Origin of the sequence: Nostoc mirabile CHAB5784 (genome assembly GCF_020829645.1) — a bacterium.
Classification (GTDB): domain Bacteria; phylum Cyanobacteriota; class Cyanobacteriia; order Cyanobacteriales; family Nostocaceae; genus Nostoc; species Nostoc mirabile.
The window spans coordinates 1-16,342 of the sequence record NZ_JAIVFS010000137.1 but is presented as its reverse complement, the minus strand read 5'-3'; the positions used below and the strand labels follow the sequence as shown (position 1 = coordinate 16,342).

General features: G+C 43.8%; 21 protein-coding genes. 3 read left to right on the top strand and 18 right to left on the bottom strand.

Annotated elements, in window-relative coordinates; all coding sequences use genetic code 11:
• Nucleotides 1–360: 360 nt before the first annotated feature.
• Nucleotides 361–936, bottom strand: a complete 576-nt coding sequence (locus tag LC653_RS39795; protein WP_229500835.1) for a hypothetical protein — start codon at nucleotides 934–936, stop codon at nucleotides 361–363.
• 100 nt (nucleotides 937–1,036) lie between these two features.
• Here LC653_RS39795 and LC653_RS39790 point away from each other — a divergent pair, with 100 nt between their 5' ends.
• A complete protein-coding gene (locus LC653_RS39790; RefSeq protein WP_229500834.1) occupies nucleotides 1,037–2,464 on the top strand; it encodes an alpha-amylase family glycosyl hydrolase in 1,428 nt (475 codons plus the stop codon).
• A 218-nt stretch (nucleotides 2,465–2,682) separates the two neighbouring features.
• On the opposite strand, the gene LC653_RS39785 is transcribed toward LC653_RS39790, so the two are convergent.
• Nucleotides 2,683–3,189, bottom strand: coding sequence for a DUF1993 domain-containing protein (locus tag LC653_RS39785; RefSeq protein ID WP_229500833.1), 507 nt, complete (start codon nucleotides 3,187–3,189; stop codon nucleotides 2,683–2,685).
• A 526-nt stretch (nucleotides 3,190–3,715) separates the two neighbouring features.
• Nucleotides 3,716–3,991: a hypothetical protein gene (locus LC653_RS39780; RefSeq protein WP_229500832.1), complete on the bottom strand. Its 276-nt coding sequence runs from the start codon at nucleotides 3,989–3,991 to the stop codon at nucleotides 3,716–3,718.
• Here LC653_RS39780 and LC653_RS39775 point away from each other — a divergent pair.
• Nucleotides 3,983–4,570 (top strand): PEP-CTERM sorting domain-containing protein, encoded by a 588-nt coding sequence (locus LC653_RS39775; RefSeq protein ID WP_229500831.1) that lies wholly within the window; start codon nucleotides 3,983–3,985, stop codon nucleotides 4,568–4,570. The two genes, LC653_RS39780 and LC653_RS39775, sit on opposite strands and share 9 nt — an antisense overlap.
• Nucleotides 4,571–4,602: 32 nt before the next feature.
• Here LC653_RS39775 and LC653_RS39770 read toward each other — a convergent pair whose 3' ends face one another.
• The 15 genes from LC653_RS39770 to LC653_RS39700 all read right to left on the bottom strand — a co-directional run bounded on the left by LC653_RS39770 (nucleotide 4,603) and on the right by LC653_RS39700 (nucleotide 15,670).
• Entirely contained in the window at nucleotides 4,603–5,274 is a 672-nt protein-coding gene (locus tag LC653_RS39770) for a hypothetical protein (protein ID WP_229500830.1), read from the bottom strand.
• 82 nt (nucleotides 5,275–5,356) lie between these two features.
• Nucleotides 5,357–8,737, bottom strand: coding sequence for a plasmid replication protein, CyRepA1 family (locus LC653_RS39765; RefSeq protein WP_229500829.1), 3,381 nt, complete (start codon nucleotides 8,735–8,737; stop codon nucleotides 5,357–5,359).
• Between the two features lie 158 nt (nucleotides 8,738–8,895).
• Nucleotides 8,896–9,495: an alpha-ketoglutarate-dependent dioxygenase AlkB family protein gene (locus LC653_RS39760; protein ID WP_229500828.1), complete on the bottom strand. Its 600-nt coding sequence runs from the start codon at nucleotides 9,493–9,495 to the stop codon at nucleotides 8,896–8,898.
• 45 nt (nucleotides 9,496–9,540) lie between these two features.
• On the bottom strand, nucleotides 9,541–9,735 hold the full coding sequence (locus LC653_RS39755) for a hypothetical protein (RefSeq protein WP_229500827.1): 195 nt from the start codon (nucleotides 9,733–9,735) through the stop codon (nucleotides 9,541–9,543).
• Nucleotides 9,704–10,264, bottom strand: coding sequence for a KilA-N domain-containing protein (locus LC653_RS39750; protein WP_229500826.1), 561 nt, complete (start codon nucleotides 10,262–10,264; stop codon nucleotides 9,704–9,706). Before LC653_RS39750 ends, LC653_RS39755 begins: the two co-directional genes overlap by 32 nt.
• A gap of 57 nt (nucleotides 10,265–10,321) precedes the next feature.
• The gene (locus tag LC653_RS39745; RefSeq protein WP_229500825.1) at nucleotides 10,322–10,780 is read right to left on the bottom strand and encodes a DUF1392 domain-containing protein; all 459 of its coding nucleotides are present in this window, start codon (nucleotides 10,778–10,780) and stop codon (nucleotides 10,322–10,324) included.
• Nucleotides 10,773–11,801, bottom strand: coding sequence for a DNA cytosine methyltransferase (locus LC653_RS39740; protein ID WP_229500824.1), 1,029 nt, complete (start codon nucleotides 11,799–11,801; stop codon nucleotides 10,773–10,775). The genes LC653_RS39745 and LC653_RS39740 overlap by 8 nt, the downstream gene beginning before the upstream one ends.
• Nucleotides 11,798–12,196 (bottom strand): MerR family transcriptional regulator, encoded by a 399-nt coding sequence (locus LC653_RS39735; protein ID WP_229500823.1) that lies wholly within the window; start codon nucleotides 12,194–12,196, stop codon nucleotides 11,798–11,800. The genes LC653_RS39740 and LC653_RS39735 overlap by 4 nt, the downstream gene beginning before the upstream one ends.
• Nucleotides 12,197–12,213: 17 nt before the next feature.
• Nucleotides 12,214–12,423 carry a hypothetical protein gene (locus LC653_RS39730; RefSeq protein WP_229500822.1) on the bottom strand — a complete coding sequence of 70 codons (210 nt, stop codon included), beginning with the start codon at nucleotides 12,421–12,423 and terminating at the stop codon, nucleotides 12,214–12,216.
• A gap of 82 nt (nucleotides 12,424–12,505) precedes the next feature.
• A complete protein-coding gene (locus tag LC653_RS39725; protein ID WP_229500821.1) occupies nucleotides 12,506–13,336 on the bottom strand; it encodes a hypothetical protein in 831 nt (276 codons plus the stop codon).
• A 100-nt stretch (nucleotides 13,337–13,436) separates the two neighbouring features.
• Nucleotides 13,437–13,886 carry a hypothetical protein gene (locus LC653_RS39720; protein WP_229500820.1) on the bottom strand — a complete coding sequence of 150 codons (450 nt, stop codon included), beginning with the start codon at nucleotides 13,884–13,886 and terminating at the stop codon, nucleotides 13,437–13,439.
• Nucleotides 13,871–14,167 carry a helix-turn-helix transcriptional regulator gene (locus LC653_RS39715; RefSeq protein ID WP_229500819.1) on the bottom strand — a complete coding sequence of 99 codons (297 nt, stop codon included), beginning with the start codon at nucleotides 14,165–14,167 and terminating at the stop codon, nucleotides 13,871–13,873. Before LC653_RS39715 ends, LC653_RS39720 begins: the two co-directional genes overlap by 16 nt.
• A gap of 77 nt (nucleotides 14,168–14,244) precedes the next feature.
• Nucleotides 14,245–14,439: a hypothetical protein gene (locus tag LC653_RS39710; RefSeq protein WP_229500818.1), complete on the bottom strand. Its 195-nt coding sequence runs from the start codon at nucleotides 14,437–14,439 to the stop codon at nucleotides 14,245–14,247.
• Nucleotides 14,432–14,758, bottom strand: coding sequence for a hypothetical protein (locus LC653_RS39705; protein ID WP_229500817.1), 327 nt, complete (start codon nucleotides 14,756–14,758; stop codon nucleotides 14,432–14,434). The genes LC653_RS39710 and LC653_RS39705 overlap by 8 nt, the downstream gene beginning before the upstream one ends.
• An 84-nt stretch (nucleotides 14,759–14,842) precedes the next feature.
• A complete protein-coding gene (locus tag LC653_RS39700) occupies nucleotides 14,843–15,670 on the bottom strand; it encodes a hypothetical protein (RefSeq protein ID WP_229500816.1) in 828 nt (275 codons plus the stop codon).
• A 166-nt stretch (nucleotides 15,671–15,836) separates the two neighbouring features.
• On the opposite strand from LC653_RS39700, the gene LC653_RS39695 reads away from it, so the two are divergent.
• A complete protein-coding gene (locus LC653_RS39695) occupies nucleotides 15,837–16,046 on the top strand; it encodes a helix-turn-helix domain-containing protein (RefSeq protein ID WP_267923390.1) in 210 nt (69 codons plus the stop codon).
• Nucleotides 16,047–16,342: the final 296 nt, after the last annotated feature.

Genomic DNA, 16,342 nt, shown 5'->3' with positions numbered 1-16,342 from the left:
CGAATTACGCTCTCAACTGAAAAAACACCATAAAGCCAGAATTGAACAATATCGATTTCGCAGAGATCCCAAGGGTTACTTGGCTAATTTAGAGAGTCGTCTTCTCTAGTAAGTTTTACCACACTAGCTCTTTAAAAACTCATCAGCGCGATCGCTCAAGCTACCAGCTTCGTCTACCAGAAAAAATTCTTGCTCCAGACCGATACGACGCCTGACTATCGCCATCTAGACCTCCACAAGGGTAATGTCGCTACAGTCTTAATATATGTAGCTTAAAGGATAAAGTTACCGGAAGACAAAACCTTATTGAATCAATTGACTTAGAGAATCGTAGTATCAAATTGTTAGGGATTTTGTTGTCTAACATGGATAATGTGAAATAAACCCAACTTTCTCACGCCATCCACTCAGTCCACTGCGGGCATCTGTCACCAGTTGAGCAAATTTGTTCGGGTCAATGTCCTCAAACTTTAGCATCACCCCACAACGCTCATCACTCGTTAGTGTACTTAGTAGTTCTTTTACCGATTCCACCCCGGACTCTACTCGTTCAATCGTCAACTGAGCATAATATTTTACCCGTTCCCGCCAAGAAATACTGTCTTCTTTATCTGTATCCACACCCCCCCAATTATTACTTCCATCTTTATTAAGGGGGGGTGTGGACGGCGGGTTAATCCCATATTGAGACTGCATTCTAGCTGCATAAGCCGCCTGAAGTTCTTGTTCCTGCTGACGTTTCTTTTCCTTCTCTTCCCTCTGCCGTTGACGATACTCCAGCACCTTCTGGATAAACTCTACATCCTCAGTATTCAGCCGATAATACCGAACCCTCTGACCGTCCTCCATTGGTCTTCGTGACTCAGTAGACAAACCCAGTTGCGAGAGATACTGCCCCAAAATCCACAAAGCAGACTCCGATAGCGGAATCGCCACGTTGAGGGCATTCTCTAGCTGAATGGCTTATGGCATGAAAAATCCCAAACACAGCATTAAAATGAAGCGTGAAAATATAATTGTTTGAGGATAATTAATCATGTCTGTAAGAGGAGCTAGTAAAACACGAGATAGTTTGACAATAATATATTTGATGAAAACTATCTTTATCTGTACAGTTGCAATCTGCACAATTTGCATTTACCCGATTAAGACATTAGCAGCAGAAAAACCCACTGCAATTTTTCATGCATTTGATCAGCAGTACAGTGATATCGAAAAGTTTGTATGTAAAATAGGGAAGCAAGGATATTCTCACATTCAAATTTCTCCAGGTCAAAAATCTAATCCGGCCCCAGAATGGTGGACACGCTATCAACCTGTAGACTACAGCATTATTGAAGGTAGAGGTTCACTGTTCAATTTAAAAAAGCTTATTAGTCAAGCTCACAGTTGTAATGTCAAAGTGATTGCTGATGTTGTTTTCAATCACATGGCAAATTTAGATGGTAATGATGAGTTTGAAGATTTAACGAAATTTCCAGGTCTTTTTGTAAGTGATTTTAATTCCGACTCAAACCATCCAGGTAAAAAATCTTGTAGCATTAATTATAGTGATGGCAACAGAGATACAGAAATTAATTGTTGGTTAGGTGGACTTCCTGACCTGAGATTTACCAATAACGTTAAAACAATTCAAAAAGCTCATTTAAAAAAATTGCTAAATTTAGGGATTGATGGATTTCGGTTTGATGCTGCCAAGCATCTGCCAGCAGATGTTGTCAAAGAGTACATCAACTATGTAAAGCAACAAAGTCAGGGAAAAGCATGGAACTATATTGAGGTAATTACAGATAAGGATACCAGTGCAGAAAATTATAACTGGATTGCTGCTGTCACAGATTTTGCTCTCTACAATTCAATTAAAAATGCCTTTAGCTTCGGTGGAGATTTGCGTTCGCTGCGAGTGACCACAGGCATAAACGATTCGCATAGCGTTACCTTTGGCAGAAACCACGATACTATCCGCGAGATTAATTCCAATGCCATTAACCCCTATAGCGATCCTTCTGACTCATATCTTGCAACAGCCTATGTCCTGGCGAGAGAAAGTGGTACTCCTTTAATACTGAACTGGGATAATAGAGATTCTTCTTTTATCAAATATGGTGTTAAATTCCGCCAGATTATGCATCAACGAGGAAATCAGGGAAAAAATATCAAAGAAAATATTTTAACAGGCGTTGATAGTTCGACTGTATTGCTAATGGAGCGAGGCAGTGAAGGATTTTTTGTTGTTAATAAAGGGGAGAATAAATTTAATATCCCAGTACTGGATTTGACCTTGACGAATTTGGATGGATGTTATCGGGAACTCCGTAATAACTTTACTGTTGCTATTGAACATCGAGAGCAGGGTCAAAAATTTATAACTCGTTGGGTCAGTTGGAATAGAGGCGGTATGGAAGTTCAAAAACGCGACGCACTCTATTTTATTCGAGAACCTTTTAATCAATGTCAAGTGTAGAGGCTTCCTCCATCTTTAAGAGGATGTTTGAAAACCTCAAGATAGGTATAACTCGCCATTCTGAGCGTCACAGAGTAAAAGGAAGAATCCTAATTTTTTGTTGCTCTGGCTTGGCTACGTTACTTTTGATACAAAACATACTTTTCAAACGCCCTCAAAGAGAGTAGAGAATTTCATGCAATACCGAATAGCAATGATGACGTTAGATATTGCTCTGATTAGGGCTGACCAAGAAAGTCTCCTTTGCCAAGTTCTACACCGCAGTGCCTAAGAATGTCATACGCTGTTGTGACATGGAAATAAAGGTTTGGTAAAACAAAATATAGGAGAAATGGCATTCCTTGAAAAGAGAGAGTGTTGTCACGCATCTGTAAGGTAATTTCTCTCTCTTCTGAACCGTCAATTTGCTCAGGTTTAAAAGTATTTAAATGAGAGATAGTTTTTTGAATACGGTCAATAAGTTGACCAAATGTAGTTTCATTGTCCTCGAATTTAGGTGATTCTATTCCTGCTAACCGTGCGGCACCTCTATTTACTATATCAGAGGCAATTTGTACTTGTTTTGATAATGGAAACATATCTGGGGATAGACGACTATTGATCAACACAGAAGGATCTATATTTTTAGTTTCAGCATAAGCACCACCTTTTTCAAGAATATTTGTAAGGTTATTCAGTGTGCGAATAGACACGGGTATTAAAGCTTGGTACATTGAAATGGTCATTGAGATTTCTCCATAAAAAGTTCAAACGACTTTCAGCCGCCCCATCTAATATTAGGAGGTATTGACTGTAATATTGTGTCAAAGAATATGGAATCGAATTTAGTCACAGATCCAGAGATACTAAATGTTTTGAACGAACTTATACAACTCTGGACGATCTTTCATCGTCATTGCGAACTGATAATTGCGAATTGCTTTGACGTTGGTGTGCGAGTAAAATTTTGGTGAGGCTTAAAGACAGCCCCCATAGTTAATAATCTCTGGATGCTGGATAAGAGTTAGTTCTTTGGGAGCAATGCGATGCAAGTGAGGTGCTTAAAATTCGGGTGCTAAATCACCTGTTTAGGAGTGCGTAGGCGCAGCCCGCCGCAGGCATCGCAGCCAAATAACTATTTTTATTGAGAATATAGCTCTGTAACTGAGAATTAAAGTCCGATCTAACTTTGGAGCATCGCTCCCGATGCCTTAGTTCTTTTTACTTGGGAGGAACTGACCTTTTAGCGATCGCTTTCTGTGCCCTACTTTCTCACCCCATCCACTGCACCCAATCGGGCGCATCTGTCACCAGTTGAGCAAACTTGTCAGGGCTTGCATCCTCGAACTCCAGCATCACGCCCCACCGCTCATCAATCGTCAGGGTACTGAGTAATTCTTTAAAGTATTGCCCATTTCTGGGCTTGAGCGATTCTTCGAGAACACCGCAGGCATCGCAGAACTTTTTGGTGTACTGAGTGTATCTGAAGTTGCCAAGGATGTGATAGCATACCTTCAACAATTTTAGATAGCATAATCGATGAATCAAGTTCGACTCCCTAAAGTTAGCGTCGCCGTGATTGGTTTGGTAGTTGCAAGCGTATTTCATGCTACTCCCGTGCTGGGAGCGATTCTAACTAGACAAGAATTTTCAGGTGATTTTACCTTAGTCGATGCTACTACCCCATTCCTTACGAACTCTTTGCCAGAAGAGAGCGAATATTCTGGATTCGTGGTTTACTCAGAGTCCGGGACTTTGAGCGATTGGGAGCTATCCGTCAACAATCTAGACCTGAATTTGAAGAGAGGATCTACTAATGGCGGTAACTTAACCCCAGATGTTGATTTTGAGCTTGATTCTAGGTCGAATTGGAATTTAGTAGTTGATTTTGGCATTGCTTTTGATGCTCCTAGATATACCCTAGAAAGAACTTCAAGCTCTGAAATTACCTTGACGGGTGAAGTGGGACTGGCAGGAACATACATCTATCAAGATTCTGCTGCCAATATTACCGTCAGTTCTTCATCTACATCCATACCTGAACCCACTTCCCTACTAGGTCTATTGTTTGGAGTTGGTGCAATTGCTGTCTCTAAAAAAGCTAGTGAGACTAAATCTGAAGCATGAATTACTCAACTCTTTACCAAAGCTTTATCGATCTACACTCCCACCAACCAATCGCACACCACAGACCTACACCCGTCTGCAAACTTAACCCAGACCTGCCACTGCCCGAAATACCCATTCCAGTAAGGCTCACCATCAGCAATCCCAACAGAAAAGCCAACTTGGGAGACTAACTGTTGGTAGAACTTGCCAACGCTGTCGAGTCCAAGGCGCATTTTCAGCTTCAGCCCCTTCCATCCTTGGACAGTCGGACTTTCCACTGGCGTGAGTGTTTGAGGAATATACTGGGGGGTGGTGTCAATGACTGGTGTAGTTGTACTTATATTATTGCTGACTGACACCGACTCACTAAGAAACAGTTCATCCCGATTTAACCACTGCCCAAAAATTGAATCACGCCTATCATCAGGCGGAACAAACTTATACACACACTCCCGATTTTCACGCTTACCCAACCGACCAACGTAGTCCAACTTCAAATCAATCTTGGCAAGTAATTTCTGAGCGATCGCCACTGGGGTAAGTTTTTCTGAGATACTGACATTCAGGTAATTTTTGATAACGTGCCGATGCACAACAGCCACTGCCTTAAACTCCAGCATCTTCTCATCACTTCCCCGTAACTGAACATCTGGTGTAAGAAACTGCAACAGATTCAGACTTTCGAGTAACAACACAGCAGGCAACAGTAATTGTCTCGCCAACAAGAGTCGGCGTGATCTTCCGTAAAATCAAGTAGCATTTATAACTTAACAATCAAAGTGGTTAATAGTAAGCCCCACTTTCTCAGCCGATCCATTCCACCCAATTGGGCGCAAGGGCCACCAGTTGAGCAAACTTGTCCGGGCTGACCTCATCAAACTTCAGCATCACCCCACAACGCTCATCACTCGTCAACGTACTGAGTAATTCTTTAACCGATTTCACCCCGTACTCAAACCGCTCAATTGCCAACTGAGCATAATATTTAACCCGTTCCCACCAAGAAATACTGGATTCTTCATCTGTGTCCATACCCCCCCGATTATTACTTCCATCTTCATTAATGGGGGGTGTGGACGGCGCGTTAATCCCATACTGAGCTTGCATCCTAGCAGCATAAGCCGTGTTTCTCTCCTGCTCTGACTGGCGCTTCCTTTCCCTATCCTCCCGTTGATGAAGGCGATAAGAAAGCACGTTCTGGGCGAACACCACATCATCAGTATTGAGTCGATAATACCGAACCCTCTGACCATCCTCCATTGGTCTTCGTGACTCAGTAGACAAGCCCAGTTGTGTAAGATACTGCCCCAAAATCCATACAGGAGACTCTGATAGCGGGATGGTCAGATTGAGAATGCCTTTAACGTGAGATGCGTTGCGTTTGGAGAACTCTGCCAAAACTTGAATCATCGCCTCGTCGCCTTTAATCTCAACCCCAGCCATCAGATCCATCAACACAGCCCTGAGTCCGAGCCGATGACGCATCAACCACGCGGTAGAATGATTGCTCCAGTCTGTGCAAATAGTCAAGCGCTCCCGTTCCCCCAAGTCCCGTTGCACAACAACAGCAGGCGGTGAAACACACTCCCGCCCCTGGTCATCAGTAATCATTTCCCCAGGCGCTGCTAATATTGCCTCCAACGCGACAATCTTTTTAATTAACCGCCCCCCATCATCTTTCTCCACTAGTTCCGGGGTTACGCTCATGCCATAAGTGTCCTGGATGCGGAACTTCTCACATTCCAAAACCTCTTCGGGCTTCAGGTAATCCTGATGCTGCCTACTGGTGTAAGTTCTCTTGTCAATATCTTTAGCATTGGCAACTTTGCGATAATGTTCTTCATCAATGGCAATACCAGCCGCCTTCATCCAGCGAGAAGTACTTTCATCACCTCCATCCCCGGCAGAAACAATGGTATTCCCCATCTCCTCCAACAGCGATCGCAGATCAGAGCGAAGATTATTAATCGACCAATTCCTTTGCGCCTCAATCTGACAACTGGTATCTAATGCCCAGTCCTTCTCAGCACCCCGCTTGCCAGTTTCCCGGTTAATGCGAATCAGAAACGCGGTCATCTCATTCGTTTGGAGAATCCTTTCCTTGATGCGTCGGGCATTGGTTTCTGCATAACCAAAGGGAGGACGCGGTGCAACCCAAACATACATGGGGACATCAGGACGATACCGCCATAATTGCTGGGCGCATTCTGTAGCCGACTGGCTTACAGCATGAAACACACCAAACACGGCATCAAAATGATAGCTGGAAATGTCAACCCCTGTACCGAGACTGGGAGTAATTAAAAAAGCGTCGATATCCTTAATGGCAATGTTAATCTCCCTGATGAAAATCACATTTTCCTCACTGCCACTGTTTTCCGAGTGAATAGCCCACACCCGTAACTTGCGGTCTTCGGCTGATTCCGGTGTTTCGTCGCTATCATCGAAGAGAGCAGGGGAGCTCTTGAGCGGAGGAGCAGAGGAGAGTTGTTGTATAATTTCTTTCCCCTCTGCACCCCTGCCCCTCTGCCCCTCTGTATCGTTGAGCGCTCTCTCCAGTTTTTTGATAAACCGCTTGCTGTCGCTGACCATCATCAGTTTTTGACCCGACATGAGTCGAGCGTGAAACTCGGCAACGATTGCGCTGCTGTTTTTCCCCTCGTACCAATACACCTGACGACCACCTGAACGATACTCGTTTTTGATGATATAGGGTTTTTCACCAAGAGGACGCATTCTCATAAAGAATTCGATGGTCAAATCATCCAAGTGAGCATCTGCCAAAACAACCAACTTGGCGTTGTAAACCAGATATTCCAGCACTTCGAGGATAGCCCCCCGGTGTTCTTTGCAGGTCTTTGATTTGAGCAGATGGGCGAGATACTGGCAGGCTTCATCAATAAAAAGAATATCTTTTGCCTGTAAATCATTCGCCATCTTATACAGCGAGTCTACGGTGATGCTGAGAGCTTTTGCTTTAGCCCAATCCCCGCAAGAAATCGCAGAGTACATGGCAGTTTGCAAGCGATCGCTCAAATTTTTCAGCAAAGTAACGCGATGCCCGTTGTTCAAAAAGCTGAGTTGGGGGTTATCTCTTCTAATCATCGCCAAGATTTCAGTCTTGCCTGTCCCCATGTCGGAAGCCAAACCAACTAACCCCGATTGAGGCAATGAGCGGATGACTGTGGAAAGATAGCGGCTATTAACTATCACGTTGGGTTTGAATTTGCGAAGCCCCCTGGCACGATTCACGAAAAATCTTTGGTTTAACTCGCTGATTCTCAAGGCATCAGCAATCATAGTGCTGACTGCTTTCTCAGCTTTTTTCCCCAGAGCTACAACCCAATCGTCAATTCCTTTTTCTGGGCCAGGGAGCAGCGCTACTTCACACTGACAGGCAAGTTGGAGAATCACTTGACAGGTACGGCGAGTAGCAGCAAAAACCTGCTGTTTGGTTTTGGGTTTGGTTTCGTAGTCGAAGAGAATAACGAATTTGCGTCCTTTTTGCGCCATTGGGACTAAATCAGGGTGCAGGTATTCCAAATCTTCTTTGCCCACGCGACCATTCCAGATTCCAGGGAGTGCGATCGCTACATACCCCAATGTGAGAAGACAAGCAGCTTTCTTCTCGCCCTCCGTAAGGCATACAGGGATGGAGGGGTGAGCCATGACCCAAGCCCAAAAACCCAGTGCTTCACCTTCTTCAGTAACAGTAATATGTTCTGGCATCGGCACGTCATAACGCAGGGCTATCAACCGCCAAATGTGAAGGGGGACTCTCAGGTAGGTGACACGATTGGGAGTTTTGGGGGGTGACTCGTACTTGACTGGTTTTTGGGTTTGTTCGTTTGTAGTCTTATCCCATTCCAAACGAGGACAATCAGGTTTCATTCGTCCCCAGTCCATCGGTAGCCAGGAGTTAAGCGGGTCGAGTCCACTAACCCACCATGCGCCCGACTCTACGTGGGCATATCTTTTCAAGTACCCATCACGTAGCCGCCCATCGTTTCGTCTGGCAGTTTGGGGTAGGGCGTATAAAAGGTACTCGTATACTTCCAAGCCACTTAGAGAACGGACATTCAGGGCAGTGAGTTTGGGGTCAACGGCGGAATTGACCACCCATTCATGCCAATGGTTAGGAGCTAATTGATTATTTGGATTTTGATGTGTATCAATTATGTTCATATTTCCTCTCTTGTTTTTACGCAGTGCAAAGCAAGGGGTATGAAGCCATACCACCTTGGAAGTAATGAGTAATGAGTGCCGAGAGTGATGGAGATCAATGCAAGTGCTTATTTCAAGCTGATGACTCAGGACTTATTACTCAAAACTGAGAATTCAAACTATCTGCCTCCTCCGGTGTGTGGTCGAAATGTGAGATTAATTCGTGTGCTAACCACTTTGTTGGTTTTTGGAACCTGGTGCAGATGTGTAGACTGACAGCCAGTGTGCATCACGAGTAAACTGCCATGTTCCAGCCAGAAATCCGTTGGTCTGCCGCCGATAGGTTTTATCTGAAACTTGCGACATGACCCCAAGCTTATGGAAGCGATCGCTGGGTTAAATCCCATCGATGGTTCATTGTCGGAATGCCAACCAATCGAATCCTGTCCACTGCGGTACTGATTGCCGATAACGATGCGGAATTTGTAGCTAGTCAAAGCGGTGATTTTATCTCGTAATTTAGACAGAGCATCTGTCCAAGTTAGGGGCTTCAAAAACACGCTGTTGGAGTAGAGGTAATCACATCCGGCATCACCATAAATGCACTCAAGGCGCGGGACGGGAAGAGTTTTACCCAACATTCTGATTTGATTTTGCTGCCACTCCAGTTTCAAGCAGTGTTGGTAGAGTTGATTGGCTTGTTCAAGACTTAAGAAATCGGGGTAATAACTGATAGGTAAAACTGGAATTGATTCAGCGAAAAGTGTGAGTTGTTGCATGGTACTTTTTTCCAACTAAAGAACGTGTAGCGAAGACAATTGCTGTTAGTTTTGGCCTGTAGAGAAAACCTCAATCAACACACTCTCTGGATATAAACCGACTTTTCCAAAACGTGGATCATGAATGCGTTCTATTTCTATTCCCTGTTTTCGGCACAATGCGCTGGCTTTTCGACCTTTAGTACCGGCTTCTTTTACAGATATTTCATTACCATTGAAGATTGGCGAATCCAACAACACTGTATTTATGTCCACATGGGGTATTTACCCTGTCTTGCTCAACTTCAACGGCTTTTAGTCGGTGCAAAATTTCGGTCTGTTGCTGTTGTTGTTGGAGTAAATGCTGTTCTTGCTCTGCCAGTTGTTGTGCGATCGCTGCAAGTAACTGTACTTGAGTCATTGACTGCTGTTGTACAGGCTCTTGAAAAATCATCACTTTCATTAAAGTTCTGTTGGCCCAGATGCGGAATTCGACAGAAACCCACTGAGCTAAATCAATTGCGATTTCTGGATGAATCCAAGTACCTTGAGAACTGCCATAGCCATCAACTTCGATGACAAGAGACGATATCGGGAATCCGATGTCGTTTGAAAGTGCCGTCCAGTAAGCTTTTGTGGACTTCCTTTCTTTGTAATGCCCCCAAGACTTGTTATTTGCATGGCACATCTGGGTTGCATTCACGTAGCCCTTGGGTATGCTGTATTTGCCTAGCTGCCCATCTTCGGGCATTTGGTTAATATCTGAGTCACGCCAGTTGTGTATCAACATAATTAACTCCCTATTATTGTTCAAACAGTAAATTCGAGGAATTGCAATCTAAGAAACTCAAGCCTTTACCCGCACTAAACTTTTTTCACCAACCAGTGAAAAGCGATTAGATATAGTTAGAGGTGGAGTTAAAGTTGGCGACATCAATTCCACAATGTAAAACCAAGAATTATTTACCAGCGCAATCCCCAGAATCAGCCGTTGCTTTGTCTCCTTATCGTGAGAACAGAGCATCACCCTTTCGCCCAAAACGAAAGCAGGTTTTTGCACAGTGACCGTTTCTAACTGACCAGTCCCGATGATTTGATGTTGTGTGGCGTGGAGGATTTCATTACCGCAATCAACGGTATAAAGCCAACATTCATGCTTCCACTGAATACCGCAGCAATAGCCAAATGTTCTGGTGGTTCTGAGGTATACTCTTTCCAGTAAATTGACCTCAACAGGTGGAATTGTTTGTCCCCAAGGTGGAGAGATATACCAGCTTGTTTCAAGGGCAGTAATTAACTCAATCATGTATTTTCTGTTGTTGCTTAAAAATTCTTTTCAGACGTTCAAAAATTAGTGCAGCACATTGAGGGACAATGGCATTGCCCAGAGCGATCAACTGCTGTTTGTGTTGTCTTCTAATGGCTTGGTATTCTGCCCAGAGTTGGCGATATTCTCTCTGGCTTGCTGGCGTAAGCGCTGCAACCTCAGTACGAGTAAGCCGACTGAAACTGGGGACTGTGGCAGCACACAACCATCTGTCAAGGTCTGGCTGTCGCATGAGATATCTACCCAACCGTTGGGAAAGCCCATGATGGCGCTGACAAAAAGTGGATTGAGAGAACGATTTGGAGTGCTGCCCACCTCGTAACAAAGGTTTCTGCCCCCTTTGGTTGGTTTCCTGTAATTGTTGTTGGCATCTATTTTGGTTGGTGTGGGTATGACAGCAGCCGACAGATGCAATGTTTGTCCCGGCTTTCTCGTAGTGACTCCGGGATGTATCCCGTCTTGAGCTTTGGGAGTGGGCAATAATCCAGATTCTTTCACGCAAGTGGACGGCTCCCACCGAAGCTGCCGAAACAATTCCCCATTCAACATCAAACCCCAACGAGGTAAACTGCCACAGTACGGCACAGAAAAATTGACTTCCCTCAGCAGTGATGAGTCCGGGAACGTTCTCCACAATTGCCCATTTTGGTCGAATATTGCAAATGATTCTAAAGAATTCCCCGAACAAGTTGCGGGAGTCTTGGGATGCAAGGCGTTTTCCGGCGAGGCTGAAGGGAGGGCAGGGCAGTCCGGCGATGATGCCGTCAACTTCTCCAACTCCGATTCTTGCCAAAGACTTAACTGTAATATCATGGATGTCCGGGATAATTGGAATATGTGGGAAGCGTAGATTTAACACCTGCTGGCAGTACTCGTTGATTTCGCAAAAAGCTACAGTTTCAAAACCGCCGCTAATCATGTGACCAAGCGTGAAGCCGCCAATACCGGAGCAAATATCGAGAACTTTTTGAGTTTCGAGGGTGGTGATTTGGTCTGTCATCCCAACCCCCCCACCAAATATTCGATAGCATCCTTGTCAATAGCAGCAATGCGCTTCTTAATACGTTGTGGTGGGTTTTGAAGAAATTGCTTTAAATCTTTGCTTTTGATTTGGTGATATCTGCCAGACCGTCTGGTTGTACGTATCCATCCCTTTTTAACCCAACTCCAAACAGTAGCTGAATTGAGTTGCAAAACTCTGGCGATTTCGCAGCAATTGTAATTATCAAGGATTGGACGTGCGGAGTATCCTAAAAAGCGTAATTTGTTTTGAATAGCTGATGTTGAGCGTGTGTATCCTCTGATTTTGAGGCGATACGCTATTTGTTTGACAGTGTAAAGACAAGCCATCTCTTCAATAGTCTCAAGTTCTTCATCAGTCCATTTTGTGTTCATCTGATTACATCCCATATTTATACAGATTTAGTAAAAAAATTTTCTGGTACAATCCGAGCGCTGATAGATTCAAAGTCAACTTGAAAAATGTTCATCTCAGTCTGCATTACCCCGGTGTTGTAGCGGTCTACTATGTGCTGTTTGATTGCAGATTTATTCAGCCCATCAGGGATATCAATGTGCGCTTCACTGGTGATTTTTTCAACTACTGTAACGATGACTTTCATGGCTAATTCCTCTAAGTTGAGAATTCAGGAGTCAGGAGTCAGAAATCAGAATGATTCTGCATTCTGAATCCTGACTTTTGATTTACACTGCTCCAGCTTTTGCAGCTTGCAACTGTTGCATCCATGCGCTGATTGCTGTTAACTCATCAGCACCGCTAACAACAGCATCAACAACTTGGTTTTGATACGAAGATTCAGCATGATTGGGATGGTCACACTTATCTGCTGCCCAAGCCAAGCACATACTTTTTATCAGTTCATTAATTTTGCTGATATGAAGTAGACTTGGACGGTCAACCGAATGAAATTCCAACCACTCTTTGACCAAATCAAGTGGATAATCAAGCAAAGTGCGAATATTTTTCACTCGTAAGTCTTGAGGGTGTACTGGTTGAGGAACTACGCTAAGTTTTGGTGTGGCTGGAACAGTTGAGGAATTGCCACCTAAAAGAGATTGAATGTCATGAATGATAGTTGCCCAATCAGCATTTTTGTTCCATTCTCTTTCAATTCTGCTTTTAGTGACTGCATCATAAAGATTGCAGAAAACCGTATTTTGTTCACCAGCAGTAGCAGCAATAATCAGTGGCTTAGAAAAGTCCTGAACTAATGATGCAGCCAGGAGAAAGCTCTTGGTAAAATTGGTTTCAACGCCACTTCTTATGACATAAACTTCATCAGCGCTCACGACAATATCCAGTTTGAGATTGTCCCTGCCTTTGAATTCTTTAGTTGTCAATCGCAGTTCTGACAGATACCCAGTTAACGCTCTTTGGGTGACAGGGATTTTCTTCTCCTGGCTGATATTGAACTTGTACCAAACGAAAGATTCCCCATCTACTTCCCCCTGATTGACATAAAGATAAATCGGTTCGGGAGGGTTGCATAAACCTAGCTTGATTTCAGTAACCATATTTTGTTGATCTGTGCAATAATTAGTGGTTTGTAGCGTAAACTTTCAGTGCTTTACGATTGCTTGAAGAAAAGCTGATATTTAAGCAATCGCTTTTTTACTAAACAGAAAACTGTTGATTCCGCTCTAACTCCCATTGCAGATAAATCAGTGCAGTTTGAGCATCAGCGATATTCAAATCAGGGCTATATCCGTTGTCTAGTAGTTGCTTGGAGTTTGGGTGCGTAGCAATAAGGCATATCAGAGTGTGGGCTTGTTCAACTAAGTGGTGGAGATGTGGGTTAGACATTTCAATGCCGAGCCTTGAACATAAATCTTCTGCTTTAACACCGAATGTTCCTGGCTCAATCTCTGTCTCTAATTCTTCAAGCAGAGATTGGAAATTAGGGTGTTCATCGTTGATTTCGACCTCAATCAAATCTGCGCTCTGTGTAATGACGGTTGCCCAATCTGGCAGAGTGCTGAAATGGTCTTCGCATAAAGTTTCATAGTTGTATCCTTGTGTTTGATATTGAGATTGGAGGGAGAAAGCGATTACAAACAGCGCCACTGTTGGATGAATTTTAGTAGGGCTATGATTTTGGGAGAGATAAACTCTGTCATTTCGTCAATACCTTCGTCAATGTGTTCAGCTAAAAACAGAATTGAGGATAGTGGCACATCAAAAGCTTCGGAATAGCGTAGTAATAGGGCGAGACTTGGTTTTTTAGCTTCTGATTCAATTTCAGATAGATGTGATTTGCCTATTTGGAGCTTTTGCGCTAGTTCTGTTTGTGTGAGTTTGTGAGAGATGCGAATTGCTTTTAAAGCCTTAGCGATTAATTCATTCATCAATATTTGAGTTAATAAATGACATTTGTGACTAGGAGGTAGAAGAGAATTAATTTGTCTTCTCCTCCAGCAATTCATTAGTCAGCAATCTCCAATAAAAAACCGCGTCCCGTATTCTGTATTTGCACCAGTTCTCTATCCAGCAGTGTTTGAATCACTGAATCCGAGAATTGGAATTGCAAACGATGCAATGGAACACAACCGCCGCAAAGCTGAAGTAAACGCAGCAAATGCTTGGCTCTAGCCTCAAAGCTGTCTGTAGAATTAGCCATTGGTGCTACCTCCGTCCATTGCGGCTAACTGTTGTTGCAAGATAGATGTCTGACGTTGATAGAATTCAATTTCTGCGGTAATTTGTGTGAATAATTCCTGTGGGGAGAGCGGTTGAATTTGAGACTCTTGAAAGTGGAATAGTTCGTCAGAGTTTTTGTGAGGCATCAGCGCATAACACCAACCACCACCGAATTGTTCAGCAAGTTCTGTACCATTTGGGTAGTATTGAAGTCCCAGAATGATGCCCTGTTGTGTACGCTGATCCAAGGCAAAGCGAGGGTAGCCCCAGTGTTTGGGTATCGAAATTGTTGGTTGCATGGGTTTAATTGGGGATTGGTAAATAAGCGAGTAGTTGATGAGCGATCGCTCTACAGGTAGCGATCGCTCTCGTCTGTGCGAGAATTACGCCGTTACTAACTCCCGGCTTTCTGCAACTGGCTCATACTCCCTCAACTGCCCCCATTCTTCATTCGTGAGCATTTCAAAGGGTCGGTCTAGCAATTCTTCGCACAAAGGCGCTTCTGTATGGGGTACGCTGTCCACCATCGACAGCCACCAAACTGCATCCATTGCCGAGTCACACGGCATTTGCTGACATTCCCCAGTACGCATCACCCACCAGCCGCCGTCAGTACAGCCAACCTCGCCCAGTCTCACGTTGTTTTGATAAATCCCATCGTCGAGGATTTCAAACCCGTACTTTTCACATTCGTTGAAAATCTGCGCCATGATTTCATTACCAGTGGTGCATGGTGTTGCAAGTTGTTCCTGCACAGGTAATGAGCCATCTTTGTAGTGAGTGCAGATGAAGCGATCGCAACGCATTAGAGTGTTGGCACGAAATACTTCTTTATCGTTGACCGTGACTACCCAGGTTTGCGTTAAGTGGTTGTCGTCATGGCTGATGCTGGCTATCAGTTGATTACCAGCATAATATTCGTGATGGTCAAACGAGATTTCGACTATTCTGAGGAGTTCGGGAGCTACAACTTGGGCTTGGTCAGCGATGTAGCTGTCGAGTTCGGCTTGGGCGAGGGCTTGGTTGTCGGGGGCAGTGGGGGTGAGTTTCTGAATCTTGCTGGTTTGATATTCAGCGATCGCAGTAATCCAGGCATCCTTACAGCGTTTGTCGCTTACTTCGGCTGTGCAGCCGATTTCGCTGTAGATTTGCTTGAGTCGGGCAATGGATTTCAGTTGCAGCTGTTGTGCTGTGTAAAAGGCGTGAGTCATAATGAATAAGTTCCTAAAGGGACGGAAAGCGCTTCAGATTCGCGGTCGGGAGCGCTTTCTTTATATCTAAATAATATCAGCTACCTATATAGCTATCAACAGAATGCTAGATAGCTGTTGACAGGAAAGTATTAAACTATTATTCTGTAAGATAGAATTCAATGTAATGGATGTGAGATGTAAATTGCGGGAGTACATGGAGGAACAAGACTTAACTCAGCAGGAGGTTGCTGCGCGAACTGGGTTAAGTCCAACAATTATTGGAAGACTTTATCACAATCGTTTTAGTCGTTTGGATAATCAGACAGTAATCAAGGTTTGTAAATTATTTAATGCTTCGTTAGGTGAAATGTTTTTTATTGACGAAGGTGCGTAAATTTGCCAACTAATCACCCCTTCAGGGGCGATTTTCAAAGCTTCATTCATCTAATGATATATCTGCAATATGTTCTTATTATCAAGGGATTTTTGAAAATACTAGCCCTACAAGTTTCATAAGTACGGTTGCCGTGTCACAGATCAATATAGTTTAAAACAACACTGGGCTAAGAGGCTGTTTGAAAAGTCGGAGAGATGGTAAAAAAGCTCTCTCAGTATACGCTGTGAATAGATAGTAGACAGCACTGAGAGAGCAACATGAGTAAAGCATACCCCAGCAATCTGACCCGTGCT

What these genes read in the sequence shown, in the direction of transcription:
- LC653_RS39790 (WP_229500834.1), top strand. Translation starts at nt 1,037, where the DNA reads ATGTCTGTAAGAGGAGCTAGTAAAACACGAGATAGTTTGACAATAATA.
- LC653_RS39785 (WP_229500833.1), bottom strand. Translation starts at nt 3,189, where the DNA reads ATGACCATTTCAATGTACCAAGCTTTAATACCCGTGTCTATTCGCACA.
- LC653_RS39775 (WP_229500831.1), top strand. Translation starts at nt 3,983, where the DNA reads ATGAATCAAGTTCGACTCCCTAAAGTTAGCGTCGCCGTGATTGGTTTG.
- LC653_RS39765 (WP_229500829.1), bottom strand. Translation starts at nt 8,737, where the DNA reads ATGAACATAATTGATACACATCAAAATCCAAATAATCAATTAGCTCCT.
- LC653_RS39760 (WP_229500828.1), bottom strand. Translation starts at nt 9,495, where the DNA reads ATGCAACAACTCACACTTTTCGCTGAATCAATTCCAGTTTTACCTATC.
- LC653_RS39750 (WP_229500826.1), bottom strand. Translation starts at nt 10,264, where the DNA reads ATGTTGATACACAACTGGCGTGACTCAGATATTAACCAAATGCCCGAA.
- LC653_RS39745 (WP_229500825.1), bottom strand. Translation starts at nt 10,780, where the DNA reads ATGATTGAGTTAATTACTGCCCTTGAAACAAGCTGGTATATCTCTCCA.
- LC653_RS39740 (WP_229500824.1), bottom strand. Translation starts at nt 11,801, where the DNA reads ATGACAGACCAAATCACCACCCTCGAAACTCAAAAAGTTCTCGATATT.
- LC653_RS39735 (WP_229500823.1), bottom strand. Translation starts at nt 12,196, where the DNA reads ATGAACACAAAATGGACTGATGAAGAACTTGAGACTATTGAAGAGATG.
- LC653_RS39730 (WP_229500822.1), bottom strand. Translation starts at nt 12,423, where the DNA reads ATGAAAGTCATCGTTACAGTAGTTGAAAAAATCACCAGTGAAGCGCAC.
- LC653_RS39725 (WP_229500821.1), bottom strand. Translation starts at nt 13,336, where the DNA reads ATGGTTACTGAAATCAAGCTAGGTTTATGCAACCCTCCCGAACCGATT.
- LC653_RS39715 (WP_229500819.1), bottom strand. Translation starts at nt 14,167, where the DNA reads ATGAATGAATTAATCGCTAAGGCTTTAAAAGCAATTCGCATCTCTCAC.
- LC653_RS39710 (WP_229500818.1), bottom strand. Translation starts at nt 14,439, where the DNA reads ATGGCTAATTCTACAGACAGCTTTGAGGCTAGAGCCAAGCATTTGCTG.
- LC653_RS39705 (WP_229500817.1), bottom strand. Translation starts at nt 14,758, where the DNA reads ATGCAACCAACAATTTCGATACCCAAACACTGGGGCTACCCTCGCTTT.
- LC653_RS39700 (WP_229500816.1), bottom strand. Translation starts at nt 15,670, where the DNA reads ATGACTCACGCCTTTTACACAGCACAACAGCTGCAACTGAAATCCATT.
- LC653_RS39695 (WP_267923390.1), top strand. Translation starts at nt 15,837, where the DNA reads ATGGATGTGAGATGTAAATTGCGGGAGTACATGGAGGAACAAGACTTA.